Consider the following 23,979-nt stretch of genomic DNA (forward strand, 5'->3'; position numbering starts at 1 on the left):
ACGTATCTGGAATGCGGGCACACTAAAACTGAAAAAATGCTGAGTGACGCCTGTCTGTGGCTCTGCGGATGCAAGTCGCGCCAGGCAATATTGAGCCCAGTCATTGGCAGGTCAAAATGCTGCACTGAGCGTAAACGCCCGATCTGGGAACGCTGCGCTGCGGCCTCGGACCTGTCCGCCAAAGGCCGGTTTGGGCCGGGAGCGATGACACGCATGGCCGAGCTTGGGCCCTACTACTGCGTCGCCGCAAGTCAGCTCCGAGCCCAAGGTACCTATTGCTGCGACCTTCAGGAACGGCCGCCGATTGGCGGGCCAAACAGATCAGGCCCGCCATTTTGTCGTGCAGCTCAGAATTTTCCGTTGTTATGCGCCATTTCTTCCGGCGTTGCTGAAACGACATCCCAATGCTCCACGATCTTCCCGTCTTCAACACGCCAGAGATCGAAGAAGGCCCAGGGTTTGCCGCTCACGGTTGCGTCTGATGCGACAAAAACGAAATTGCCCTCTGCAACAACGATCTGGGGCTCGAACTTGGTGATAACAAAACCCTGCTCGGCCCAGGCTTTTGTGCCTGCCATCAGGCCATCGATACCATCGGCAAGGTGCGGGTTGTGCTGCATGTAGACCTCTGAGTACATCGGTGCCTTCTCAGGTGCCGCACCGCCCAGGACGTCGCGCACGAAGCCAAGGACCAGCGCCTTGTTTTCCTCGGTCTTGTCGAGGTCGGTGATTTCAGTTGGCCCGTCGGTCATACCCCGGCCGGATGCAGTTGTTTCCGGCACGGGCTGAAGATTGTCCCAATGTTCAGCAACCTTGCCGTCCTCAACCCGGAAGACATCAAACGCTGCCAAGGTCGGGGCTCCAAATGCATCAGCGTTTTCAAACGTGCTGTGCAGAACAACGAGGTCGCCTTCGGAGATGACCCTGTGTGTAGTAACTGTCATGCCCGATTGTTCGACCAGTGGGATCAGCCCAACCAAACCTTCTGCGCCGGTTGGGATTTGCGGGTTGTGCTGAATGTATCCGGGTGTCACGAGCTGGCGGGCGGCTTCGGGGTCATGATCGGCAAACGCAGCCGTGAAAAGCGCGATGACAAGTTCTTTGAGAGACATGGTTGGATCCTTTGATTCGTATTGCCTGAATACGTAGTAGCTAAACCATACCATATCGCAATTACGTACCTTGAACTGACCAGGTACGTTTGACCATACCCGCAGAGGAGAAACATTGAACTGCATCTGCAAGCGGGGTAAGATATTCAGAAGTTTAGTTTTGATACCAGAGCCAAAAATGCTACCAATAGGCGTTGCCAACAAAGCAGAAGCATCGAACTGTTCCATCCGCTCTGTCCTGTCTAACGTGACGGGCAAATGGCGGATGATTATCATTCTGGCTCTTGAGGACGAGCCAAAACGCTTCGGCGACCTCAAACGCTGCATTGGCGACGTCACACAAAGCGTGCTGACTGAGAACCTTCGCGGATTGCAGCGCGACGGCTATTTGACGCGCACAGTAGACCCCGGTCCTCCGGTTGCTGTCTCCTATAAGTTAACACCACTGGGCCGCAGCTTGCTTGAAATGCTGAAGCCGCTTGTTTTTTGGTCTCACGAGCAAATGGACGAAGTTAGAAAACTCCGGATGCAATACGACCGGGAGCAAGCCAGCTGACCAAAGAGCAGACGTTCGGCCAAGGCCTTCGATAGACAGCTTCGTCTGCGCTATGTCGACCTCGCCGTGACCTCTATTTACACACTTGGAGCGAACGTCTCCTTTGAAGGGCTGCGTCGCAGCGTCCATTTTGATGGCTATAGTCCGGTTAGGGCCGTCCATGCAGAACGGCCCAATTGGGTCAGATCTCGACCGCCTCAGCTATGGCCAACGCGTCCTCCAGTTCAATGCCGAGATAACGTACGGTGCTATCCATCTTGGTGTGGCCCAGCAGGAGCTGAACCGCTCGCAGGTTGCCCGTCTTGCGATAGATATGGGCGACTTTGGTCCGGCGCATCGAATGCGTGCCGTACGATGTTGGGTCCAGCCCGATGGATTTCACCCATTCCCGCACGAGGCGAGCGTATTGGCGTGTCGAGATGTGCAGCCGTTCGTGGAACCTGCCCGGCCAAAGGAATTCGGAACCGGTCATGATCGGCTCCTCCATCCACCGCAAGATCGATTTGCGCGTCCCATCGGTGATCTCGAAACGAACTGGCCGCTTGGTCTTGCTCTGAATGATAGACGCCCGTTCCTTGACCTGACCAGAGGAATAGATGTCGGCAGCCTTCAGAGTGACGAGGTCGCAGCCACGCAGCTTGCTGTCGATGGCCAGGTTGAAAAGTGCCAGGTCGCGATGGTTCATTGCGATTTCCAGGCGCACCCGGATGGCCCAGACATGTTTGGGCATGAGGGGACGCTTCTGGCCGACGACGCGGCCCTTGTTCCAGGCCGGTCGGCAGGCGCGAATAGCAGGCAAGTTGGCGATGGTCATGATGTTTCTCCCATCCGCCTCACTCCGCCTCAGCGCCAACCCGACGTTGGCGGTCCAGTTTATCACACCGCCTTGTGGCTGCAGAGAAGGTCTGGTGTGAGCCCGAAACTACTAAATGCTGCACTAGACAGCTAACGGTAAGGAATGCCTTCAAAGCCGCCATTGGCCGAAGCATGTTCAGAGCCAAGCTGCCGTTCTCCCCTATGGCCTCCGCAGTGCAGCTTCGTCAAACCAGCCAGTCAGGCGCAACGCAGCATCCTCAAAGGGCCGGGGCCTGTGCTAAAGGACATAGTGAACACTCGGCACAATTCTATGAACTGTCTGAAACCAAAGATTTGGACACAGGAGCCGGAACCACCTGAAAAAATCATCTTGGAACATCGTTGGCCCGGACACTCGCCCCTGCCTAGAACGATGAAGGCGTACACGCGCTGATGACTTTGCACACCTTGTCGCCGGCGTTGCGAAACCGGTGTGGCAGGATGCTGGAAAAGTAATAAGCGTCTCCTGGGCCTAGAATTCGGGATTGTCCATCTACTGTTACTTCCAGACGACCCTCAATGACGACCGCGCACTCTTCGCCCTCATGCGACAGGGCTCCACGGCCCGAGTCTGCACCAACACCGTACTCTTCAATCAGCATCTGCAGCTTTCGATTCCGCCGCTCACCTGCGACCAGCAGGTAGGATACGCCCGGCGACCCCAGGTCCCGCATGCCGCTGTGAGGAAAGAAAAAGTTGTCCTCGTTCTTCAGTTCGAAGCTGAAGAAAAAACCCAGGTTAACATCAACACCTGCGAGAATTTTCTTGAGCAGAGCCACTGAAGGCTGGGTTGATCCGCTCTCGATCTGGGAAATCGTACCGCTTCCCACCCCCGCGCGCTTGGCCATCTCGCGTTGGCTGAGACCTTTTGAGGTTCGAATCAATCGCAGGCGTCTTGCGGTTTCCAGATCGGGTGCCGAAGAGTCGCCCATTGTGATTTCCTGCTTCTGATCGAAAGCACCTTAGGCTGGCCCGATCAGTTTTTCAATGACTTACACATTCCTACAAAGCCGGGTGTGCGAAAGGCTGAAACTTTGCAAGTATCTCTCATCAAATAATAATCTGCCTTGCGAGGAATGGACATGCCCGTTCAGTCAAATACCATGTCGTCTTTCTGGATGCCGTTTTCGGCCAATCGTGATTTCCTTCGCGAGCCCCGCATGATCCAGTCTGCCGAAGGGATGTATTACACCAGCTCGGACGGCCGCCGGGTTATGGACGGCACCGCGGGGTTGTGGTGCGTTAACGCAGGCCATCGTGATCCGCTGATTGTAGAGGCGGTGCAGAAGCAGGTTCACGAGCTGGACTACGCTCCGAATTTCCAGTTTGCCCACCCGCAGGCGTTCGAGTTGGCGGGCAAGCTGACGGCGATGATGCCAGAGGGGATGAGCCATGTGTTCTTTACCAACTCGGGGTCTGAGTCGGTCGACACCGCGCTCAAGATTGCGCTGCATTACCACCGGATGCGCGGCGACAGCGCCCGCACACGTCTGATCGGGCGCGAACGCGGTTATCATGGCACCGGCTTTGGCGGCATCTCGGTCGGGGGCATTGTGAAGAACCGCATGCATTTCGGCACTCTCCTGACCGGTACCGATCACCTGCGTCATACTCATGATCTGGAAAAGAACGCATTCACCCGCGGCTGCCCCGCGCATGGCGTCGAACTGGCCGATGATCTGGAGCGCATCGTTGCGCTGCATGATGCCTCGACCATCGCGGCCGTCATCGTCGAGCCGATGGCAGGGTCCACCGGAGTGCTGCTGCCGCCCAAGGGGTATCTGCAACGGCTGCGCGAGATCTGTGACCGGTATGGCATCCTGCTGATCTTTGACGAGGTCATCACCGCCTTCGGCCGGCTGGGTGCATCGACCGCGTCGGAATACTTCGGCGTTACTCCTGACATCATCACCACCGCCAAAGGGCTAACAAACGGCGTCATCCCGATGGGCGCGGTCATCGTGTCCGACGCGATCTACAATTCCGCCATGGAAAATGCCGACGCGCCGATCGAATTGTTCCACGGCTACACCTACTCGGCCAACCCGGTGTCCTGCGCAGCCGCACTGGCGGCGCTGGAAAGCTACGAACAGAACGACCTGTTCCGCCGCGCCGCTCTGCTGTCGCAACCGTGGGAGGATCAGCTCCACAGCCTGAGGGATCTGCCCAATGTCATCGACATCCGGAACCTGGGGCTGGTCGGCGCCATCGAACTGGCCCCGCGCGAAGGCGCGCCGGGCGCGCGGGCCTATGAGGCGATGAAACGCGCCTGGGACGCTGGGATCATGATCCGGGTAACCGGCGACATCATCGCACTTTCTCCGCCGCTGATCATCTCGGAACCTGAAATCAGCACGCTTGTTCAGACGCTTGGCGAAGTTCTGGCCGAGCTTCCGTGACCCTTCCCCTCTAAATCCAAAGGACTGCAATCATGAAAGATGCTGCCCCGATCGCTTCGATCGGCCACTATATCTGTGGCCAAAACACAGCTCCCGACGGCGAAAACACCCAGGCTGTCTACAACCCTGCAACCGGCGAACATACCGGCGATGTGTCCCTGGCAACCGTCGAAACCGTGAACGCTGCGGTCGCCGCGGCCAAGGCGGCCTTTCCTGCGTGGTCGAACACGCCGCCGATCCGCCGGGCCCGGCTGATGAACAATTTCCTGGCGCTGGTGCGTCAGCACAAGGACGACCTGGCCCGCGCCATCACTGTCGAGCACGGCAAGGTCTTCACCGATGCCCAGGGCGAGGTCGAGCGCGGCATTGATATCATCGAGTTTGCCTGCGGCATCCCGCAGCTCCTTAAGGGTGATTACACGGAGCAGGTGTCCACCGGCATGGACAACTGGACCACACGCCAGGCGCTGGGTGTTGTGGCCGGCATCACGCCCTTCAACTTCCCGGTCATGGTGCCGATGTGGATGTTCCCGATCGCCATTGCCGCCGGAAATACTTTTATTCTGAAACCGTCGCCGACCGACCCTTCTGCTTCTCTGCTTTATGCGGATCTGATGAAGCAGGCAGGTTTCCCCGATGGCGTGTTCAACGTCGTTCAGGGCGACAAGGTTGCCGTGGATGCACTTTTGGAAAACGAAGACGTCAAGGCTGTGTCCTTTGTCGGCTCGACCCCGATTGCCAACTACATCTACGAAGTCGGCGCCCGCCACGGCAAGCGCGTCCAGGCCTTGGGCGGCGCAAAGAACCATATGCTGGTGATGCCTGATGCCGACATGAACAAGGCTGCTGACGCACTGATCGGTGCAACCTACGGTTCAGCCGGAGAGCGCTGCATGGCCATCTCGGTTGCGCTGCTAGTTGGCGATGCTGCGGATAAGCTGATGCCGGTTCTGAAAGAACGCGCCGAGACCCTGAAAATCAAAAACGGTTTCGAATTGGACGCGGAAATGGGCCCGATCGTCACCGCCGCCGCGCGCGACCGGATCAAGGGCTATATCGATAGCGGCGTCGAAGAAGGTGCTGACCTGCTGGTCGATGGCCGCAACTACACCGTCGAAGGGCACGAAGGCGGCTACTTCCTGGGCGGTACCCTGTTCGACAACGTTACCCCGGAAATGAAGATCTACCGCGAAGAGATCTTTGGCCCGGTTCTGGCCTGTGTCCGCGTGCAGAACTTTGCCGAAGGTTTGCAGCTGATCAACGACCACGAGTTCGGCAACGGCGTGTCGCTGTTCACCCGGGACGGAAATGTCGCGCGTGAGTTCGGCAAACAAGTTCAGGTCGGCATGGTCGGAGTCAACGTTCCGATCCCGGTGCCGATGGCGTGGCATGGCTTCGGCGGCTGGAAGAAGAGCCTGTTTGGCGACATGCACGCCTATGGTGAAGAGGGTGTTCGTTTCTACACCAAGCAGAAATCCATCATGCAGCGCTGGCCTGAAAGCATCTCGGAAGGTGCTGAATTCGTCATGCCGACTGCCAAGTGAGCCTCTCTTTCCAGGAGTGATAACGATGTACATTGGTGTACCCAAGGAAATCAAAAACCACGAATACCGCGTCGGACTTACACCCGAGAGCGTGGCTGAACTGATTACCAACGGCCATGCAGTGCTGGTCGAAACCGGAGCGGGTCTGGGCATCGGAGCAGATGACGATGCTTATCGTGCTTCTGGTGCGGAGATCGCAACAAGCGCATCCGAGGTGTTTGCCCACGCCGAAATGATCGTGAAGGTGAAGGAGCCGCAAGCGGTGGAGCGCGCGATGCTGCGCGAGGGGCAGATCCTCTACACCTATCTTCACCTGGCGCCAGATCCGGACCAGACCAAAGATCTGGTGAACTCTGGCGCGGTCTGCATCGCCTATGAAACGGTAACGGACGATAGCGGCGGTCTGCCGCTCCTGAAGCCGATGAGCCAGGTTGCAGGCCGGATGTCGATCCAGGCCGGTGCCGGTGCCCTGGAAAAGGCCCAGGGCGGGCGCGGGGTTCTCCTGGGCGGTGTGCCTGGGGTGAAGCCCGGCAAGGTTGTTGTCATCGGCGGCGGCGTTGTCGGTTTCAACGCGGCGCAGATGGCCGTTGGCCTGCACGCTGACGTCACCATTCTGGACCGTAACCCGGCCGTTCTGGAAAAGCTCGAAAACCATTTTGAGGCATCCGCCAAGGTGGTTTACTCAACCCAGGCCGCGCTGGAGGAAGAGGTTTCCAATGCCGACCTCGTGGTCGGGGCAGTTCTGATTCCCGGCGCCGCCGCACCCAAGCTTGTTTCGCGTGATTTGATTGCGAAAATGAAACCCGGTGCAGTGGTCGTGGATGTTGCCATTGACCAGGGCGGATGCTTTGCGACCTCCAAGGCAACGACACACGCAGACCCGACCTATGTCGTTGATGATGTTGTGCATTACTGTGTCGCCAATATGCCCGGCGCGGTGGCCCGGACTTCGACCTATGCGCTGAACAACGTGACCCTGCCGCATGCCATCGCCATTGCGAACAAGGGCTGGCAGCAAGCGCTGGCCGACAACCATCACCTGCTGAATGGCCTGAACGTGGCCTACGGCGAGGTGACCTGCAAGGCTGTGGCCGATGACCTCGGATACGGCTTCGAGGATCCCAGAAATTTGCTGACTTAAGCAAATCCGCGCCCGCAACAGCATACCGCTGTGCGGGCGTTATTCGTCAAACAGGAGGAGAACTACCCGATGAGTTTCAACAAGATTACCAAAGGTCTGGCCGCTGGCGCGCTGAGCACTCTGATGTCGACCGCGGCTTTCGCCGAAGACATGACCCTGCGTTTTGCAGGCGTGTTCCCGATCGACCACCAGGGCACAAAAATGATGGAACAGGTTGCCGCAGATGTTGCAGCAGCCAATGTTGGCCTGAAGATCGACGTGTTCCCTGCAAACCAGCTCGGTTCCGGTGAAGCCTTGTTCGAAGATGTCGCCCGCGGCAACATCGATCTGGCTTCCGCATTTATCTACGCCGACACCGATCCGCGCCTTGAGTTTCTTTCCATGCCGTTCCTGCTTGGGGGATGGGATGACATGGAAAATACGCTGCTCAACATGGATTCCGAGTTCAACACCATCCTGCAGGAGATCACCGACGAATACGGCGTCCGGGTGATGGCTCAGAACCCTGAAGGGTTCATCGGCATCGTTGCTTCGCAAGAGCCCCAGAACTGGAGCAGCTTTGAAGACAAAGGCATGAACATTCGTGTCTGGTCGTCCAGCGTTGTGAAGTCGATGGTTGAAGAACTGGGCTACCAGGCAACAACCATGGCATGGGGGGACATCTTCCCCGCGCTTCAAGCCGGTATCGTCGATGGTGCGATCTGCTGCACCAAAACCGCGACCTACTCCATCTTCGCCAAGTCGGATGTCGGCACCCACTTCGTCGAGTACAACTCGATCTCCGAACTGACAACGTTCTATGCATCGCAGCGGACGCTGGACAAGCTGAATGACGCACAGCGTGACGCGCTGCAGGCAGCCCTGACCAAAGCGTCGAATGATTTCTTCAGCTACAACCGCGAAAACGACGAGGTTTTCGGTCAGAAGCTGCTTGATAAGGGCTACACCATCCTTCGCCTGAGCGATGAAGAACAGGCTGCGATGGCCGCGCATGTTCAGGAAACGGTCTGGCCGCAGATGGCAAAAAGCGTTGGTCAGGACATCATCGACCGCCTGCTGGCAGCCAAGAACAACTGATCAGGAAAAGGGCCGGCAGACCAGCTGGCCCTTTTTTGTTCTTGAGCGAAACAATGGGAGGGAGAAAGATGTCCGTTTCGGTAAGCGAACAACCACCAGCCGCCGGGAACGAAGTTCACGGCATTCGGAACAAAATAACCGACGAATTGCCGGTCATCATTGGCTACCCGATGAAGGCGGTCGCATTTGTCATGAGACAGATTGTAATGGTGTCAGGGTTCCTGATGGCATTCACCTTTGGCGCGGTTGTTGTCATCAGATACGGCTTTGGCGGCGATCTTTTCGCCTACGAAGAATGGCTGTTGGGCATTAGCATCGTGGGCTTCTTTGCAGGCGCTGTTCTGGCCTCTGCGCGCAATCTGCATATCAACGCGGATATTCTGGGCATCGTCATCCAAAACCCGCGGATGATCTGGTGGCGCGGGTTCATCGTGCTGACGGTCGAGCTGCTGGTGATCCTGTTTCTCATGTACGCGTGCTATGTCTCGCTGCTTGACGACTTCTCGTTCCCGCGGCTGCGCGCAACCCCTGTGCTGCGCATCCCCTTTGTCACCTGGCGGATCGGAATCATGATCGCCTTTGGCTTCATGGCGATGTTCACCACCGCGTATCTGTACGTGCATATCCGTCAGGGTCTCGGTCTCCCGCTCAAATCAGCTGCTGCCAAGGAGGCTGCAAAATGATCATCACCGGTAGTCTTCTTATCGTCTGCGCCATGCTGCTTCTTGGGGTCAGCGTTTTTGTGGCCTTCGGGGCGGTCCTGATTTTCATTGCCATGGTCGGTGATCAGTCGATCACAGGGTATTTGCCGACGGGGTCCACAGGAATCCGGTCACTGGTCTTGCTGGCCATCCCGCTCTTCATGATTGCGGGCGGCATCATGGAAAAAGGGCGGATCGCGGCGCCTCTGGTCTCGCTGGCGGAAATGTTCATCGGCCATATCAAGGGCGGGTTGAGCGCTGCGGGCGTCTTGGCCTGCGGGGTCTTTGGTTCGATTTCCGGCAGCGCCAACGCTACCCTGACCTGCATTGGCGGCATCATGATGCCGCACCTGAAAAAGGCCAGCTATCCCGGCGGGCAGTCCGCCGCTCTCATCGTAGCGGCCAGCCCCTTGGGCCTCCTGATCCCGCCGAGTTCGTCGCACATCCTGTATGGCTGGGTTGCACAGCAGCACGTGCTGAAATGCTTCCTATCCACTGTTATCCCCGCGTTCATCCTGATCACGCTTCTGATCGTAGTTAACCAGTTTATGCTGCGGAAATACGATGACATTATCCTGACAGAACGCCCTAGGCCTTTTCTGCCTACCTTTGGCCGCCAGGCGCGCCTGGCCGGCCCGGCGCTGATGATGCCGCTCATCATTCTGGGAGGGATCTACGGTGGCATCATGACCCCGACCGAAGCCGCCGGTATCGCCGTAGTTTATTCGATCCCGATCGCGATTTACTTCTATCGTGGCCTGACCTGGAAAACGCTGGCCCAGACCATCCAGAATTCCGGCGTCACAATCGGCGTCGTGATGGTCATGATCTTCATGGTTCTGATCGTGTCGGACAACCTGATCTCTCAAGGCGCACCGCAATTGGCCAAAGATCTGGTTTACTCGGTGTCAGACAACCCGATTGTGATCCTGCTTATGATCAACATTGTGATGATCCTGATCGGGATGCTGATGGATGATATCTCGGGCCTGCTTCTGGCGACCCCGATCCTTTTGCCCATCGCGCAGAGTACCGGAATGGACCCGATCCATTTTGCTGCTGTGATCGGCGTTAACCTGGGCATGGCAAACATCACTCCGCCCACGGCGCCGCTTCTCTATCTTGGTGCTCAGGTCTGTGACGAACCGGTATCGCGTATGCTGTGGCCTACGCTGATCTTTATCATCTTCGCCTGGCTGCCGACGCTGATGCTGACGACCTTTATCCCTGAGCTGGCGCTCTTCCTGCCTGACCTCCTGCTCAGCAAGTAAGAGACCAGCCCATTTCCGGCTTCAGCAAATGCGCCCCCGGACCGGGGGCGCCCCTGCCAACGGCGGATGCCGGACAGGCAGCCGCACACTTGCAGCCCCCCGAAACCGAACACGAGAGGAACAATATGTATAGCAACGTACTCGTAGCGCTGTCCCTGGAACATGGCATCAGCGAGCAGGCACTGTCCACGGCACGTGCCCTCCTGTCCGAGGGTGGTCAAATCACCGCAGCCCATATTCACGAGCCGCCGAACAAACAGATCATGTATTACATGGAGCAAAATGTTGTCGAAAAATCCTACCAGAAAGCCCAGGCAAGCCTGGCTGACCGGTTGCAGGGTGAAGCGGATGTGAACTCCGTCATTCTGGAAAGCCAGTCAGCGGGCCGCGCGATAACGGAATATGCCAACAAACACAAAATCGACTGTATCGTCCTTGCCTCCCACAAACCCGGGATGAAGGAGTTTTTCCTGGGTTCGACCGCCGCGCTCGTAGTTCGCCACGCACATTGTTCGGTTCATGTCCTCCGCTTGTAACGGCTGAAATGAGCCACAGATTGATCAATCAGCCCTGCGGAATTGGTTTGCAGTCAAAGCAGGGTTGGAGCTTTCTAAGAAACGTCGATTGGACCATTTGGCTGCCACCTGAAGGTGGACACCTAGAAGAGAGTTTGCCTGCGATGCTCACCGGCGCAGTCTGGAACCGTTGCATTGCCGGTACGCAATGTTCTGCCCGGTCATTAGGGATTGGCCTAAATGAGGGCGCCTATGGAGGCAGTGGTTGGAAAAGATTGCAGCGAACAGCTGCTCTGCCGCCAGAGGTACTTTTCGCGGCAAGCACGAAGCACCTAAACCGGCCACAGGCGCATGAGCGACGAACTCAAACTTCGTCCGGCAGGCTGTGAGTTCACATGTCACACGATATCGCAGGCGCAGCGAATGTCTCCTCTGACGGGTCGCGCCGCAGCACCCGGTTACTGTGGCGAGTGACCGCAATGGGCCGACCTCGCCCGCCGGGGCCTGCAGGACGCGCCCAGGGCCGCCGCGGCGCGGAGATCGGCCGGTTTGAGCCCATACCGGACCTGTCAAAATTGTGCTGCACGAGCAAAGTGGTAGAACAATTCTGCACTGGCATGGAAAACCGGTCTGCGCTGCAGCGGAGATCTCGGCCATTCATGTAAGGTGCAGCGAATATTGAAGCCGTGAAACTGCACGGTGCGGGACAGAACCGCCGCTCGCTTCACCTTACAACAGATATCTGTTGTAAGGGCTGTCGATCTGAGTTTGCCACTGTTCTAATCACGAATTCCCGCTTAAATGGCGGTCATCTGTCGCAGTCGCTCCAAATTGCCGCCGGTACGCCCGTGCAAAACTCTCAGGGTTTTCGAAGCCGCATAGGCTGGAGATGTCGCTGATGCGCAGACTGGAATTGAGCAGGAGGTTGCGAGCCTCGGCCAGCCGCAGATTCCGGTAGTAGGCAGCAGGCGTTTCCCCCAGATGGCGTTTGAACAGCCGCCCCAAGGTCCAGAGTGGTACGCCCACCCGGGCGGAGATTTCCGCAATTTGCAGGGGTTGATCAAGCGTGGCGATCATCAGCTCCACTGCTTTGGCCAAGTTGCGGTCCAGCCGCGCCAGCGACGTATCTGTCAGCAGCCGCTGCTGCGGACCAGTGTGCCCCGTGGGCCGGTACGTGAGGATTTCGGCTACACGATCGGCAAGTTTCCGTCCGTTAAAATGTTCGATCAATCCCAGGGTCATGTCGAAAGTGGCCACACCGCCTGCGCTGGAGCAGCGGTTGCCGGAGACATCAAAAAGCCGGTCGGCAAACATTTCCGCTCCGAATTTCTCGCGGTAGCCACGCAGCGCCTCGAAATGCACCGCGGCGGGGCGGCTTCGCAGCAGCCCCGCCTCCGCAAAGATCAGCGCACCGGTGTCGACGCAGCCCATCAACGCCCCCTCGCGCGCCCGGCGTTTGAGCCAGTTTAGCAGGGACCCGGCCACCGCTGTCTCGGGATGATTGGACGACAACAGCAGCACAACGTCCTCCCTGCTGCGGTCCAGCGCCTCGGTTGGGATGTCTATGCCGCTGGAACTGCTGAGCACACCGCCTTCCACCGACAGGAACCGCCAGCGCCACAATGTGCCGCCGCTTTCACGGTTGGCTACGCGCAACGGTTCGGTCACCAGGGTGAGTGACAGGATCGGGAAGTTGCTGGTCAGGATGATGTCGGCTTGGGGCATAGGGAACTTGAGACTGGCCTCTCAGTGGTTTGCTAAGTTACGTTAGGAAGTTGCCAAAATGGGTCAAGCAGCTTTGCGTCCTTGTATCTAACATCCTCTGTCAGTGGAGGAGAGAACATGACTGAGCTGCCTTGGACACCGGACTTTGATGTCTGGCCGGTTTATCACCATGCAGAGCGTTTGGAGTACACTGGCGAGGCGCTGGAGGTAACCTGGTCTGATGGTCAGACCAGCCAGCACCACGTACTGCTGCTGCGGGAAAACAGCCCCGATCCGGCAATGATCCATCCCAAGGCGCGGGAGATGTGCATCTCTCCGAACGGGATCGAGGCAAAGGTGGCCGTCACCGGGGCCGGGATCCTTGAAAGCGGAGCGGTGGAAGTGAGCTTCTCCGATGACACTACCAGCGCCTACCACCCCGGCTGGCTGCGCGGAACCGCCTGGTTCGGCGAGGAAGAGCCTGCGCCGCCGATCCTGTGGCGCGGCGAGGATCTGCCGGAGCCGCTGACGTTTGACGGCCCGGAGGCGCTGGAAAACCCGCGCGTCTTTTTGGAATGGCTGGAGGCCTTGCGTGACTATGGCGTTGCACGGCTGCGCGGGCTGCCGCAACAGGACGGGCTTCTAGAAGAGATCGTCACCCGCATCGGTCCGGTCCGTGAAAGCAACTTCGGCCGCCAATATGTGCTGGAGATCAAGGACGACCCGGACAGCCAGGCTTTCACGCCGGACAAACTGCTGCAGCACATCGACATGCCAACCCGGGAAACCCCGCACGGGCTGCAATTCCTTTACACCCGCGGCAATACGACTACGGGCGGCGAGGGCATCTATGTGGACGCCTACAGGATCGCCGAGGACCTGCGCGAGGAGGAGCCAGAGCATTTCCACTCGCTGGTGACGGATGTTTGGGAATACTCCAACCGCGCCCGCCGCTCGGACTACCGCGCCAGCGGCCCCGTAGTGGAAACTGATGCCAAGGGCAACATCACCGGCGTGCGCTACAACACCTTCCTGCGTGCGCCGCTGAAGGCGCCCTTGGAAGTGCAGGGCCGCGCCTACAAGGCTTACCGCGCCTTCTGCGCCCGGGCGCAGGATCCGCGCTACGAGATGGTGTTCCGCTACGAGCCTGGCGACCTCCTGGCATTCGACAATCGCCGCGCATTGCACGGGCGGGCCGGGTATGACGCCAAGGGCGGCACGCGCTTCATCGAGGGCATCTACTCCGACCGCGACGACCTGCAGTCCAGCATCCGCACGCTCCACCGGCGGTTCCGGGCCGAGGCAGAGCAGGAGGCGCGATCATGATCCCCAAACAAATGGCGGCCGTGCATCTGACCGGCTACGGCGGGCTGGAGTGCCTGAACTACCGCACCGACGTGCCGGTGCCGCAGCCTGGTTCGGGTGAAGTGCTGGTCCGCGTCACCGCCGCAGGCATGAACAACACCGACATCAACACCCGCACCGGCTGGTACAATACCGGCGTGAGCGACGGCACCACCGAAATCGGCGGACAGTCCGGCTTTGGCGTTGATGAGGACGGCATGGGCGACTGGGCCGGCGACATCCGATTTCCGCGTATCCAGGGGGCCGACTGCGTCGGCCGCATTGCCGCCGCAGGCGAGGGCGTAGATTCGGCCCGTATCGGCGAACGGGTGGTTTGCGCCCCTTACATCTACGATCCGGAAGACCCGGAGTGGTTAGAGAATGCGGGCTTTCTGGGCTCGGAACATGACGGCGCCTTTGCCCAGTTCACCAAGGTCCCGGCGCGCAACGCGGTGACCGTTGCGGATGATCTGCCCTTCACGGATGCGCAGCTGGCAACGCTGCCCTGTTCCGGCGGCACTGCGATGAACATGATGCTGATGGCAGGTCTCAAAGCCGGCGACGTGGTGCTGGTGACCGGCGCCTCAGGCGGGGTTGGCACTTTCCTGATCCAGATCGCCAAACACTATGGCGCGGAGGTCGTGGCCGTCTGCAGCGCGGCCAAGGCGGAGGACGTGCGGGCCATCGGCGCAGACCATGTGATTGACCGTGCCGCCGGAAACCATGCAAGCGCCGCATTGGCTGCTACCGAGGGCCGCCAGTTCACCCTGATTGCCGATGTGGTGGGCGGAGGGCGCTTCGCCGAATACCTCTCGTTGTTGAAACGCGGCGGGCGCTATGTCACCGCAGGCGCCATTGCCGGGCCGAATGTGACCCTCGACCTGCGCACGCTCTACCTCAAGAACCTCAGCTTTTTTGGCTCCACAGCCTACCTGCAGGAGACCTTCCCGCGGCTCATAGAAATCCTGCACGCGGGCGGGCTGAAACCGGCTGTCGCCGCCACCCGGTCATTGTGTGAAATCGCCGCCGCGCAGGAGGCGTTCCTGCAGAAACATCATGTGGGCAGCATGGTGCTGATCCCGCCACAGGAGGCAATGGCATGAAGATCACCAAACTGACCGTCTACTGCGTGGTGCTGGATAAATGGGGGGTCGAGACCCGCTATACCAAGACCCTCAACATGGAGATCCCGCTGGAAACCACCGTGCTGCGGATCGACACCGACGAAGGGCTGACCGGCTGGGGCGAGACCATGACCGCGCCCTCCTACTACCTGCCGACCTCTCCGCAGTCGGCCCGCGCGGGGATTGAACTGATCGCGCCCGCACTGTTGGGGCAGGATCCGCTGAACCACCGCGCCCGGATGGAGGACATCCGCTTTGCCATGCGCGGCCACAAGCCGACCAAATCGGTGATCGATATGGCGCTGTGGGACCTGCAGGGCAAGGCGCGCGGCCTGCCGCTGGTCCACCTCTGGGGCGGCCGGGTGGTTGAGGACATGCCGGTTCTGTGCCTGGTGAACACCGCCTCGCCTGAGGAACAGGTGGCACAGATCGAGGAATTCCGCGCGCAAGGGTACAAGCTGTTCCAGATCAAGATCGGCCATGGCAGCCCGCAGCTCGAAGTCGCCCGCATCCGCGCCTGCCAGCAGGCGATGCGCGAGGATGAGCGTTGCTGGTTCGACGTGAACCGCGCCTGGACCGTCGATCAGGCAATGCAGGTGATGCCGCTGGTGCGCGATCTGGCGCCGCTGATCGAACAACCCTGCGAGACTTACGAGCAATGCCGCACCGTTGCCCGCCACACCGGAATGGGGCTGATGCTGGACGAGGCCATTGAGGACCAGGACAGCTTCATCCGCGCCGCTGAGGACGGGGTGATCAATGTGGCCGTGCTCAAGATGGGCTGCACCGGCGGCATTTCTGAGCACCGCCATTTGGTGGAAACCGGCCTGCGCTTGGATATCCCGATGCGGATCGAGGATTTCTATGGCACCGGCCTGACCCTGGCGGCTGTGTCCCACCTGGCGCAGGGCCTGCCCGCGGCGGCGACATTTGGCCTTTACGACTACCACCTGCCCGCCGTGCCGGTGGTGAAGAACCCATTCCCGGTGGTGAATGGCCGGGTGAAGGTGCCGGAAGATTGCGCCCCGGGACTGGGTGTGGAGGTCGATCCGGAGGTGCTGGGCGATCCGGTGGCGGAGTACAGACTGTGACCAAGGCGGACCGTTTGAAACGTATGCTGAATCCGGCCCGTGTGGCCTGGTTCGGCGGCGGCGGCATTGCCCCGGCAATCGAATACATGAAGGCGAATGGTTTCATCGGCGAGGCCATCGCGGTGAACCCCAAGCGGGCAGAGATCGCGGGGCTGGCTTGTGTGCCCTCTGCCGCCGATCTGCCCTGGACGCCGGATATCGCCGTCCTGGTGATCCCCAAGGAAGCGGTGATCGAAACCGTCCGCGCCCTGTCCGGGAAGGACTGCGGTGGGGTGGTCTGCATCACCTCCGGCTTCTCCGAAAGCGCCGATGGCGCTGCGCGGCAGGCCGAACTGGTCGAGGCCGCCGGAGAGATGCCGGTGATCGGCCCCAACTGCCCGGGCATAGCCAACTTCCTGGATGGCAATGCCTTCATGATGGATCACTTCGGCAACCATGCGCCGGCCAAGGGCGTGGCGGTGATCTCCAACGGCGGCGCTTATCTGAGCGATCTTGGCTGCGCCGACCGCTCGCAGCCGATTGCCTATATGATCGGGCTTGGCAACCAGGCGATGGTCAGTGTCGCGTCCATGCTGGACGCGGTGCTGGACGATGCCCGGGTGACGGCGGTGAATGTCTATTTCGAGGGCATCGCCGATGTTGCAAAGCTGTCGCAGGCCGCTGCGAAGGCCGCCCGTAAAGGCATCCCGGTGGTCGCCATCAAGGGCGGCCGCAGCGAGGCGGGCACCCGCGCTGCGCAATCCCATACAGCGTCCCTGTCGGGCGATGCGGCGGTGGCCTCGGCCCTGTTCCGCCGCTTTGGCTGGATCGAGGTCACAACGCCCTCGGAGGCCATCGAAACTGTGAAAATGCTGAGTTTCACCCCCATTCCCATGGGTATGAAAACCGGCTTCATCACCTCATCGGGCTCATACGCGGTGCTGGGCGGCGATATTGCCGAGAAGGCAGGCCTGCAGATGGTGCCGCCCTCGGCTGAGGCCGCGCCTGCGATTGAAGCGGCGCTACCTGCCTATGTCGGGCCTGCGAACCCCTTGGATATCTCCGACGCCCATAGTTGGCCGCAAGGCGACCAGCTGCCGATTTACCAGGCTTTTGCGCAGGATGACTATGATCTCTTTGCCCAAGTGATGTGCTACCCGCCCGAAGGAGGCTGGGACATGTCTACCTGGGATGCCACCACCGGCGCGTTGGCCGAGGCCAAGGGGAACTGCCCGGCTGCTTTCGTCAACACCCTGGCCGAGGCACTGCCGCGCGCGGCCCGCGATCGGATGATTGCCAGCGGCATGGCGCCCTTGCAGGGGATCGAGGACGGGCTGCGGGCAGTGGCCCATGCGGTGCGCTACGGCGCAATGCGGGACCTATTGGAACCCGAAACCATGCTACTGGGTGCTGAGGACTGCCCGGCCTATCAGCCTGGCAGGACACTGAGTGAAGCGGAGGCGAAAACCCGTCTCGCCGAAGCGGGATTGGACGTGCCGCGCCAGTGGGTTGTACTTGGTCCGGACAACCTGATGGAAATCCCCTGCACCTGCGCGGTGAAAGCCATTGTGCCGGGGCTGCTGCACAAGACAGAGGCAGGCGCTGTGGCTTTGAACATCGCGCCGGAAGACCTGCCTGCTGCAATCAGCGTCATGGCTGGCCGCCTCGCTGAACAGGAGCTTGAGGCCGAATGTTTTCTGATCGAGGAGATGATTGAGGCCCCTGTCGGCGAATTGCTCGTCGGCATCCGCCACGTGCCGGGCATCGGCCTCACCCTGACGCTGGCCATTGGCGGCATCGCGGTGGAACTGATGCAGGACACCACCACTCTTATCATGCCCGCGCCGCGCCCTGATATTGAGGCAGCTTTGAGAGGTTTGAAACTGGCGCCGCTGATCCTTGGCTACCGCGGCCGGCCTGCGGCGGACCTGACCGCAACGCTGGATGTCATCGAGGCGCTTTGCGCCTTTACCGCTGAACACCCTGAAGTTGCAGAGCTGGAAGTGAACCCGCTCCTGCTCACCCGAAACCGCTCTGTCATTGCTGACGCGGTCCTGACTCTGAAAGGCTGACCCATGACCGACTACACCCATCTGATTTACGAAGTGGACGCAGACCACATCTGCTGGCTGACCCTGAACCGGCCGGAAAAGCTGAACGCGATGAACCTGAAGCTGATAGCGGAGCTGCAAGCCGGATTGGAGCGTGCCGATGCTGATGACGCCGTCAATGTGATCGTGATCCAGGGTGCAGGCCGTGGTTTCTGCGCGGGTCACGACCTGGATGAGGATGCCGAGGAAGACCGCACTTCGATCTACGAATACAGGGCGCACTACTTCAAACAGTTTGACGAATTCACTACGCCCTGGCGGGTGACCAAGCCGGTAATTGCTTCCGTGAATTCCATTGCCATCGGAAAGGGCTTCGAGCTGAGCCTGTTCTGCGACATCACCATTGCCTCAGATGATACCCGCATCGGCTACAACGAGGTGCGCTATGGCATCTCGGGCCACTGTATGTTCCTGCCTTGGCTGGTAAACATGAAGACCGCCAAGGACCTGCTGCTGACGGGACGCGAGTTGACGGCGGCGGAGGCAAAGGAGATGGGGCTGGTCACTGAGGTGGTGCCGCTGGAAGAGCTGAAGGAAGCCACTCACAAGAAGGCTCTTTTGATGGCCCGCATGCCGCGCGAGATGCAGCGGATGCACAAGATGTATCTGAACCGGGTTTATGAGATGCAAGGCCTGCGCACAGCGACCGATTACTATCTGGAGCAAGTTGCCATCCTGGGAGCCCAGCCGGTCCCCGAATATGAGGCCTTTTCCAAGGCAACCATGGAACAGGGACTGAAAGCCGCTTTAGACAAAGCAAACGCACGCTACCTGGGATTGGATTGACGGCTTTGTCGGCTCGAAGCCGGAAGCTATGTGCCTAAAGGTGCCGACCAATGCAGACACCCCCGGCGGGCAGATCGTTTGTCCGCTGGCGTTTAGTTGCCGCCTTGCGGTTGCGCAGTGAAAAATTTGCGGCACGTATGACAGGATCATCGATTCCACTGCCCGCCAATTTTTTTGGCAAAGCGCCCGCAGTTGCAGACGTTTGCCGATCGTCCCGGAAAAAGAGTGCGGATCCCCAGATGGCAACAGGGATTCGGGTGGCGCGCAGCAAGCCATCGCCTTGAATTCAAGCCAATGAATGCGGCGGGAAAACAGAGCGGAAACCGCTCAAAGCCTGCACTGACAGAAGCAATGTTAGCCTTCAAACTTTCTTCACCTGCGGCGCGGCCATCAAGCAGGCCGCTGGTGAACAGTGCGGCCTTTCAGGAACTAAATGACTACACGCAGGAAACCTGCCAACCCTCCCAGCGAGGGCAAATTGGGAAGTAACTTCGGTTGAATTTTGCGAAGGTATTCCGGCAGTTTAAGGGCTGCGGTTCCGCAATCGGGCATGGTGAGTTAGCGGCCATTCCATATCCCGAATTCTTCCTTCTGGGTTTACTCGTCCTCTTTCACGCTTGCCAACGCCACTTGCATTTTCACAATCTTCAGGTCTCGGAGTGCTGCCAGTCTTTCCATTGACGTATCGCCATTTGCGCTGGCTAACCCCTTTGCGAGCATTTCTGATATTTCAGGGGTCAGCTTAGGCTTGCCGAGGTCATCCCACCAGCCGTTGAACGTATCGGCGAAATGATCGCAGAATGCCGGCAGCCCGCCGGATCCTGCGCCAAGGCTGAACAGGGTTGTCGGCCCCATCGCCGCCCACCGCAGACCAGGTCCTGCCGACATCGCCTTGTCGACATCGCCCACGCTGGCCACCCCAGTCTGCACCAGATGGATCGCCTCGCGCCAGACTGCTGCCTGCAACCGGTTGGCGACGTGGCCGGGTACTTCCTTTTTCACCCGGATGGTGACCTTGCCGGTATCCTTGTAAAACTGCTCAGCTGCCGGCACCGCGTCCGGATCGGTCAGGCCGTTTCCCATCACCTCAACCAGGGGGATCAGATGCGGAGGATTGAAGGGGTGTCCCAGAATGAACCGGCCGGGGTTTTGCCAGCCGGCCTGCATCTGGCCAAGCGTCAAACCGGAGGCAGAACTTGCGACAATAGCATCCGGAGCAATTACCGGCTCGATTTCGGCAAAGAGCGCATGTTTGACCGGCAGCCGTTCGGGCACGTTTTCCTGAATGAAACCAGCGCCTTCAACCGCCTCCCGCGCTGAACGCGCAAAGGTGATCCGGTCCCGGTTTCCCCGCGCGGTCAGCCCCAGTTCGCTCATGGTCTCCCAAGCCTGATCGACATAGGCTTGCACGGTGCTCTGAGCGCCTTCGGCAGGGTCGTAGACCGCAACCGGCCGGCCAGAGGCCAGGAACAGCGCCGCCCAGCTGGCGCCGATGGTGCCGGCGCCCAGCACCGCTGTGTGTGTGATATCCGCCATCTGAACAGCTCCGCTTCGACTAAAACAACCCGGTGTTGATTGGTGATGCAGCGGTCATGCCGCCGTCTATGGTGAACAGCTGCCCGGTGGCAAACCCCGCTTCGTCCGAGGACAGCCAGACTGCCATTGCGGCAATATCAGCAGGCTGGCCGAAACGGCGAGTAGCGTGCCGGGCCAGAGCGTCCTGACGCGCCGCTTGAGGATCACCCGACAGGGCGAAGCCGGCCTCCAGCATGCCGGTTTCGATCCAGCCCGGGCAGATCGCATTGCAGCGCACATCGGGCCCATGGTCCACGGCGATGGAGCGTGTCAGCCCATGCACAAAGGCCTTGGATGCGTTGTAAAGCGCCATCGAGGGATCCGCTGTGTTGCCTGAGATGGAGCCGATATTGATTATCGACGCACCCTTGGACATAACCGGAATGAATGCCCGGCACATGTTGAACACGCCCCGGCAGTTCACGCCCATAACCAGCTCCCAATCGGTGTCGGTGCTGTCCACAACGGTTTTCTCCACCTGGACACCGGCGTTGTTGACCAGGATGTCAATGGTGCCAGCAGCCTGTACCAGCTCTGTCACTTGTTTAGCATCGGCAACATCAACGCTGTGCCAAGCAACCGGGTCCGGCAGCCCCTCGGGGCGGGCGCCACGGCCGCAGGTGATGACAGTTGCGCCCTCAGCCAGAAATGCGTCGACAATGCCGCGGCCAATCCCCTGCCGGCCGCCGGTAACCAATGCTGTTTTCCCCTTGAGCCGCATCAATGTGCCACCATCACATGCCGGACCGAAGTATACGCATCGAGCGCATAGACGCTCATGTCGCAGCCGGTGCCGGACCCTTTCATCGCCGCCCAGGGCATCTCCGGTGTACCGACGCCGTGGGTGTTGACCCAAGTGAAACCATAGCGCAGGCGGCTGGTCATCTCCATCGCGCGTCCGACATTGGCAGTCCAGACCGACGACGCCAGTCCGTAGCGCCCGCTGTTGGCGATGCGAAGGGCATCTTCGGCCCCGCTGAAGCGGGAGATGGAAACGACGGGACCGAAGACCTCTCTGGTTGCAACCTCGGCATCGTTGCTGACATTGGCCAGCACAGTGGGGCGGTAGAAATAGCCTGCGCCTTCCTCTGCCGTGCCGCCGGCCACAACTTCACAAGCCGCGCGGGCGCGGTCGACAAATCCGGCCACACGGTCGCGCTGACCGGCTGAGATTACCGGTCCCATTTCTGTGCCCTCCGCCTTTTGCGCACCGGTGCGGATCCGGCTGACCTGCGCCTCTATCGCCGCGACCAGCTTGCCGTAGACACCCTCCTGCGCCAGCACCCGGCAGGGCTGGGCGCAGTCCTGGCCCGCATTGAAGAAACTGCCGTAGCGGATGGTTTCGGCAACCGCCTCGATATCGGCATCGTCAAACACAATCACCGGCGCCTTGCCGCCCAGCTCCAGATGCACATGGCGGATCTGATTGCCCGCCGCGCGCATCGCCGCCATGCCGGTGGCCGGGCTGCCGGTCACGGTGATGGCCTCCATCTGGGGGCTGTTGATCAGCTGATCGCCGACACCCGGCCCGGTGCCGTGGATCACGTTCAGCACGCCCTTCGGCAGGATCCCGTTCAGCAGCTCCGCCATACGCAGCGTCGACAGCGGTGTCAGTTCCGAGGGTTTCAGGACCACGGTGCAGCCCGCCGCGATCGGCGCCGCCAGTTTCCAGGCCGCCATCATCAGCGGGTAGTTCCAGGGCGCAATGGCGGCCACCGGCCCCACCGGATCGCGGCGGATCATGCTGGTGTGGCCGACCACATATTCCCCCGCCGCGGAACCGGTCATAGTGCGCGCCGCGCCGGCGAAAAACCGGAACGTGTCGATGGTCAGCGGCATCTCGTCGTCGCGGGCAGAGGGCCAGGGCTTGCCGGCATTCAGGCTTTCAAGCCCTGCCAGCTCATCCTGATGTGCCTCCACGCAGTCCGCAATTGCCAGCAGCAGGGCCGACCGTTCCGCCGGGGTGCTGCGCGAAAAGCCCTCAAAAGCCTCCTCAGCGGACCGCACCGCGGCCTCCAACTGTTCCGGGCTGGCTTCACGCACTTGGGTGATCTCAGTCCCGGTGGCCGGATCGGTGACCGGCAGCGCCGCCCCGTCACCGGCAACTAGTTCGCCGTTGATCAGCATCTTGGTCTGCATGGTCTCTCCCCCTTAGAATGCGACCTGATCGCCGCCCTTCAGGCCCAGGCGTGCGCGCGCCTCTGCCGGGGTGGCAACCTTCTGGCCCAGGTTTTCGATGATGCTGCGGATCTTCCTTACCTGCTGAGCGCTGGACACGGCCTTTTCCCCGGGTCCGATATACAGGCTGTCCTCCATCCCGACGCGGACATTGCCGCCCAGCAGGGCGCTTTGGGTGGTGAAGGGTATCTGGTGGCGCCCGGCCGCCAGAACCGACCATTCGTAATCGTCGCCAAACAACTTGTTGGCGATGGTGTGCATATGCATCAGGTTGTCCAGATCGGCCCCGGCACCGCCCAGGATGCCAAACACCATCTGCACAAAGATCGGGCCGTCGATCCAGCCCTGGTCGCGGATCCACGCGAGGTTATAGAGGTGGCCCAGGTCATAGCATTCAAACTCGAACCTGGTGCCGTGGCCCTGGCCCAGTTCCTTCAGGCAATACTCGATATCCGCAAATGTGTTGCGGAAGATGAAGTCGCGGGTCATCTCCAGGAATTCCGGCTCCCACGCGTGTTTCCAGTTTGAATACTTGTCCTTCATCGGGAAGATGCCGAAGTTCATCGACCCGATGTTCATGCTGGCCATCTCGGGCGAGGCGCGGGTGGCGGCGCGCAGGCGCTCCTCGCGGGTCATGCCCAACCCGCCACCGGTGGAGACATTCATCACCGCATCTGTCGCCTGTTTGATCCGCGGCAGGAATTCCATGAACAGTTCCGGGTCCGGATCGGGCTTGCCGGTTTCCGGGTCGCGCGCGTGCAGGTGGATGATCGAGGCTCCTGCCTCTGCGGCCTCGATCGAGGCCGCGGCGATCTCGCTGGGCGTAATGGGCAGATGCTCGGACATGGTCGGGGTATGTATCCCGCCGGTCGGGGCGCAGGTGATGATGACGGATTTCTGCTTGGCCATGGTTGCG

The 23,979-nt window shown here is 60.1% G+C and carries 22 protein-coding genes; 13 read left to right on the forward strand and 9 right to left on the reverse strand.

Going from position 1 to position 23,979, the window contains the following annotated elements; translation table 11 throughout:
- Positions 1–215: hypothetical protein (locus tag LHL23_RS16710; protein ID WP_226430758.1), on the reverse strand; the 215-nt coding region annotated here is incomplete at its 3' end.
- A gap of 132 nt (positions 216–347) precedes the next feature.
- Positions 348–1,340, reverse strand: a complete 993-nt coding sequence (locus tag LHL23_RS16715; protein ID WP_226430759.1) for a nuclear transport factor 2 family protein — start codon at positions 1,338–1,340, stop codon at positions 348–350.
- Here LHL23_RS16715 and LHL23_RS16720 point away from each other — a divergent pair.
- Positions 1,291–1,668: a winged helix-turn-helix transcriptional regulator gene (locus LHL23_RS16720; RefSeq protein ID WP_222477660.1), complete on the forward strand. Its 378-nt coding sequence runs from the start codon at positions 1,291–1,293 to the stop codon at positions 1,666–1,668. The genes LHL23_RS16715 and LHL23_RS16720 overlap by 50 nt on opposite strands.
- 181 nt (positions 1,669–1,849) lie before the next feature.
- Here the strand turns inward: LHL23_RS16720 and LHL23_RS16725 are convergent, their stop codons facing one another.
- Together LHL23_RS16725 and LHL23_RS16730 are read right to left on the reverse strand one after the other, a co-directional pair.
- Entirely contained in the window at positions 1,850–2,482 is a 633-nt protein-coding gene (locus tag LHL23_RS16725) for a tyrosine-type recombinase/integrase (protein WP_226430760.1), read from the reverse strand.
- Positions 2,483–2,888: 406 nt separating this feature from the next.
- On the reverse strand, positions 2,889–3,455 hold the full coding sequence (locus LHL23_RS16730; protein WP_052254122.1) for a cupin domain-containing protein: 567 nt from the start codon (positions 3,453–3,455) through the stop codon (positions 2,889–2,891).
- A gap of 144 nt (positions 3,456–3,599) precedes the next feature.
- On the opposite strand from LHL23_RS16730, the gene LHL23_RS16735 reads away from it, so the two are divergent.
- The 7 genes from LHL23_RS16735 (at position 3,600) to LHL23_RS16765 (ending at position 11,192) form a co-directional block, all read left to right on the forward strand.
- Entirely contained in the window at positions 3,600–4,922 is a 1,323-nt protein-coding gene (locus LHL23_RS16735) for an aspartate aminotransferase family protein (protein WP_226430761.1), read from the forward strand.
- A gap of 32 nt (positions 4,923–4,954) precedes the next feature.
- The gene (locus tag LHL23_RS16740; RefSeq protein WP_264181268.1) at positions 4,955–6,466 is read left to right on the forward strand and encodes a CoA-acylating methylmalonate-semialdehyde dehydrogenase; all 1,512 of its coding nucleotides are present in this window, start codon (positions 4,955–4,957) and stop codon (positions 6,464–6,466) included.
- A 25-nt stretch (positions 6,467–6,491) separates the two neighbouring features.
- The gene (gene ald / locus LHL23_RS16745) at positions 6,492–7,607 is read left to right on the forward strand and encodes an alanine dehydrogenase (RefSeq protein ID WP_226430762.1); all 1,116 of its coding nucleotides are present in this window, start codon (positions 6,492–6,494) and stop codon (positions 7,605–7,607) included.
- Positions 7,608–7,676: 69 nt separating this feature from the next.
- On the forward strand, positions 7,677–8,684 hold the full coding sequence (dctP, locus tag LHL23_RS16750) for a TRAP transporter substrate-binding protein DctP (RefSeq protein ID WP_226430763.1): 1,008 nt from the start codon (positions 7,677–7,679) through the stop codon (positions 8,682–8,684).
- Between the two features lie 68 nt (positions 8,685–8,752).
- Positions 8,753–9,367: a TRAP transporter small permease gene (locus LHL23_RS16755; RefSeq protein WP_226430764.1), complete on the forward strand. Its 615-nt coding sequence runs from the start codon at positions 8,753–8,755 to the stop codon at positions 9,365–9,367.
- Positions 9,364–10,656, forward strand: coding sequence for a TRAP transporter large permease (locus LHL23_RS16760; RefSeq protein WP_226430765.1), 1,293 nt, complete (start codon positions 9,364–9,366; stop codon positions 10,654–10,656). The genes LHL23_RS16755 and LHL23_RS16760 overlap by 4 nt, the downstream gene beginning before the upstream one ends.
- Before the next feature lie 125 nt (positions 10,657–10,781).
- Positions 10,782–11,192, forward strand: a complete 411-nt coding sequence (locus LHL23_RS16765) for a universal stress protein (protein WP_226430766.1) — start codon at positions 10,782–10,784, stop codon at positions 11,190–11,192.
- Positions 11,193–11,954: 762 nt separating this feature from the next.
- Here LHL23_RS16765 and LHL23_RS16770 read toward each other — a convergent pair.
- On the reverse strand, positions 11,955–12,896 hold the full coding sequence (locus LHL23_RS16770; RefSeq protein WP_226430767.1) for a GlxA family transcriptional regulator: 942 nt from the start codon (positions 12,894–12,896) through the stop codon (positions 11,955–11,957).
- Positions 12,897–13,013: 117 nt separating this feature from the next.
- Here LHL23_RS16770 and LHL23_RS16775 point away from each other — a divergent pair, with 117 nt between their 5' ends.
- The 5 genes from LHL23_RS16775 to LHL23_RS16795 are packed head-to-tail and all read left to right on the forward strand — an operon-like array spanning position 13,014 to position 19,310.
- Positions 13,014–14,201 (forward strand): TauD/TfdA family dioxygenase, encoded by a 1,188-nt coding sequence (locus LHL23_RS16775; protein ID WP_226430768.1) that lies wholly within the window; start codon positions 13,014–13,016, stop codon positions 14,199–14,201.
- The gene (locus LHL23_RS16780; RefSeq protein WP_226430769.1) at positions 14,198–15,322 is read left to right on the forward strand and encodes a zinc-binding dehydrogenase; all 1,125 of its coding nucleotides are present in this window, start codon (positions 14,198–14,200) and stop codon (positions 15,320–15,322) included. Before LHL23_RS16775 ends, LHL23_RS16780 begins: the two co-directional genes overlap by 4 nt.
- Complete coding sequence (locus LHL23_RS16785) at positions 15,319–16,434, forward strand: mandelate racemase/muconate lactonizing enzyme family protein (protein WP_226430770.1); 1,116 nt, start codon at positions 15,319–15,321, stop codon at positions 16,432–16,434. The genes LHL23_RS16780 and LHL23_RS16785 overlap by 4 nt, the downstream gene beginning before the upstream one ends.
- 23 nt (positions 16,435–16,457) lie before the next feature.
- Positions 16,458–18,485 carry an acetate--CoA ligase family protein gene (locus LHL23_RS16790; protein WP_226430836.1) on the forward strand — a complete coding sequence of 676 codons (2,028 nt, stop codon included), beginning with the start codon at positions 16,458–16,460 and terminating at the stop codon, positions 18,483–18,485.
- A 3-nt stretch (positions 18,486–18,488) separates the two neighbouring features.
- Positions 18,489–19,310: an enoyl-CoA hydratase/isomerase family protein gene (locus LHL23_RS16795; RefSeq protein ID WP_226430771.1), complete on the forward strand. Its 822-nt coding sequence runs from the start codon at positions 18,489–18,491 to the stop codon at positions 19,308–19,310.
- Positions 19,311–19,907: 597 nt separating this feature from the next.
- On the opposite strand, the gene LHL23_RS16800 is transcribed toward LHL23_RS16795, so the two are convergent.
- The 4 genes from LHL23_RS16800 to LHL23_RS16815 are packed head-to-tail and all read right to left on the reverse strand — an operon-like array spanning position 19,908 to position 23,972.
- Complete coding sequence (locus tag LHL23_RS16800) at positions 19,908–20,846, reverse strand: 3-hydroxyacyl-CoA dehydrogenase NAD-binding domain-containing protein (protein ID WP_226430772.1); 939 nt, start codon at positions 20,844–20,846, stop codon at positions 19,908–19,910.
- Between the two features lie 19 nt (positions 20,847–20,865).
- Positions 20,866–21,606 (reverse strand): SDR family NAD(P)-dependent oxidoreductase, encoded by a 741-nt coding sequence (locus tag LHL23_RS16805; RefSeq protein ID WP_226430773.1) that lies wholly within the window; start codon positions 21,604–21,606, stop codon positions 20,866–20,868.
- Positions 21,606–23,024, reverse strand: a complete 1,419-nt coding sequence (locus tag LHL23_RS16810; RefSeq protein WP_226430774.1) for an aminobutyraldehyde dehydrogenase — start codon at positions 23,022–23,024, stop codon at positions 21,606–21,608. The genes LHL23_RS16805 and LHL23_RS16810 overlap by 1 nt, the downstream gene beginning before the upstream one ends.
- 12 nt (positions 23,025–23,036) lie before the next feature.
- Positions 23,037–23,972: a 3-keto-5-aminohexanoate cleavage protein gene (locus LHL23_RS16815; RefSeq protein ID WP_226430775.1), complete on the reverse strand. Its 936-nt coding sequence runs from the start codon at positions 23,970–23,972 to the stop codon at positions 23,037–23,039.
- Positions 23,973–23,979: the final 7 nt, after the last annotated feature.

This window comes from Leisingera sp. McT4-56 (assembly GCF_020514995.1).
Classification (GTDB): domain Bacteria; phylum Pseudomonadota; class Alphaproteobacteria; order Rhodobacterales; family Rhodobacteraceae; genus Leisingera; species Leisingera aquaemixtae_A.

Excerpts from the sequence above, each read along its gene's own strand:
- dctP (WP_226430763.1), top strand. The coding sequence starts at position 7,677 with ATGAGTTTCAACAAGATTACCAAAGGTCTGGCCGCTGGCGCGCTGAGC.
- LHL23_RS16800 (WP_226430772.1), bottom strand. The coding sequence starts at position 20,846 with ATGGCGGATATCACACACACAGCGGTGCTGGGCGCCGGCACCATCGGC.
- LHL23_RS16760 (WP_226430765.1), top strand. The coding sequence starts at position 9,364 with ATGATCATCACCGGTAGTCTTCTTATCGTCTGCGCCATGCTGCTTCTT.
- LHL23_RS16815 (WP_226430775.1), bottom strand. The coding sequence starts at position 23,972 with ATGGCCAAGCAGAAATCCGTCATCATCACCTGCGCCCCGACCGGCGGG.
- LHL23_RS16735 (WP_226430761.1), top strand. The coding sequence starts at position 3,600 with ATGGACATGCCCGTTCAGTCAAATACCATGTCGTCTTTCTGGATGCCG.
- LHL23_RS16755 (WP_226430764.1), top strand. The coding sequence starts at position 8,753 with ATGTCCGTTTCGGTAAGCGAACAACCACCAGCCGCCGGGAACGAAGTT.
- LHL23_RS16795 (WP_226430771.1), top strand. The coding sequence starts at position 18,489 with ATGACCGACTACACCCATCTGATTTACGAAGTGGACGCAGACCACATC.
- LHL23_RS16730 (WP_052254122.1), bottom strand. The coding sequence starts at position 3,455 with ATGGGCGACTCTTCGGCACCCGATCTGGAAACCGCAAGACGCCTGCGA.
- LHL23_RS16775 (WP_226430768.1), top strand. The coding sequence starts at position 13,014 with ATGACTGAGCTGCCTTGGACACCGGACTTTGATGTCTGGCCGGTTTAT.
- LHL23_RS16770 (WP_226430767.1), bottom strand. The coding sequence starts at position 12,896 with ATGCCCCAAGCCGACATCATCCTGACCAGCAACTTCCCGATCCTGTCA.
- LHL23_RS16805 (WP_226430773.1), bottom strand. The coding sequence starts at position 21,606 with ATGCGGCTCAAGGGGAAAACAGCATTGGTTACCGGCGGCCGGCAGGGG.
- LHL23_RS16780 (WP_226430769.1), top strand. The coding sequence starts at position 14,198 with ATGATCCCCAAACAAATGGCGGCCGTGCATCTGACCGGCTACGGCGGG.
- LHL23_RS16720 (WP_222477660.1), top strand. The coding sequence starts at position 1,291 with ATGCTACCAATAGGCGTTGCCAACAAAGCAGAAGCATCGAACTGTTCC.
- LHL23_RS16725 (WP_226430760.1), bottom strand. The coding sequence starts at position 2,482 with ATGACCATCGCCAACTTGCCTGCTATTCGCGCCTGCCGACCGGCCTGG.
- LHL23_RS16810 (WP_226430774.1), bottom strand. The coding sequence starts at position 23,024 with ATGCAGACCAAGATGCTGATCAACGGCGAACTAGTTGCCGGTGACGGG.
- LHL23_RS16740 (WP_264181268.1), top strand. The coding sequence starts at position 4,955 with ATGAAAGATGCTGCCCCGATCGCTTCGATCGGCCACTATATCTGTGGC.
- LHL23_RS16715 (WP_226430759.1), bottom strand. The coding sequence starts at position 1,340 with ATGGAACAGTTCGATGCTTCTGCTTTGTTGGCAACGCCTATTGGTAGC.
- LHL23_RS16785 (WP_226430770.1), top strand. The coding sequence starts at position 15,319 with ATGAAGATCACCAAACTGACCGTCTACTGCGTGGTGCTGGATAAATGG.
- LHL23_RS16790 (WP_226430836.1), top strand. The coding sequence starts at position 16,458 with ATGCTGAATCCGGCCCGTGTGGCCTGGTTCGGCGGCGGCGGCATTGCC.
- ald (WP_226430762.1), top strand. The coding sequence starts at position 6,492 with ATGTACATTGGTGTACCCAAGGAAATCAAAAACCACGAATACCGCGTC.
- LHL23_RS16765 (WP_226430766.1), top strand. The coding sequence starts at position 10,782 with ATGTATAGCAACGTACTCGTAGCGCTGTCCCTGGAACATGGCATCAGC.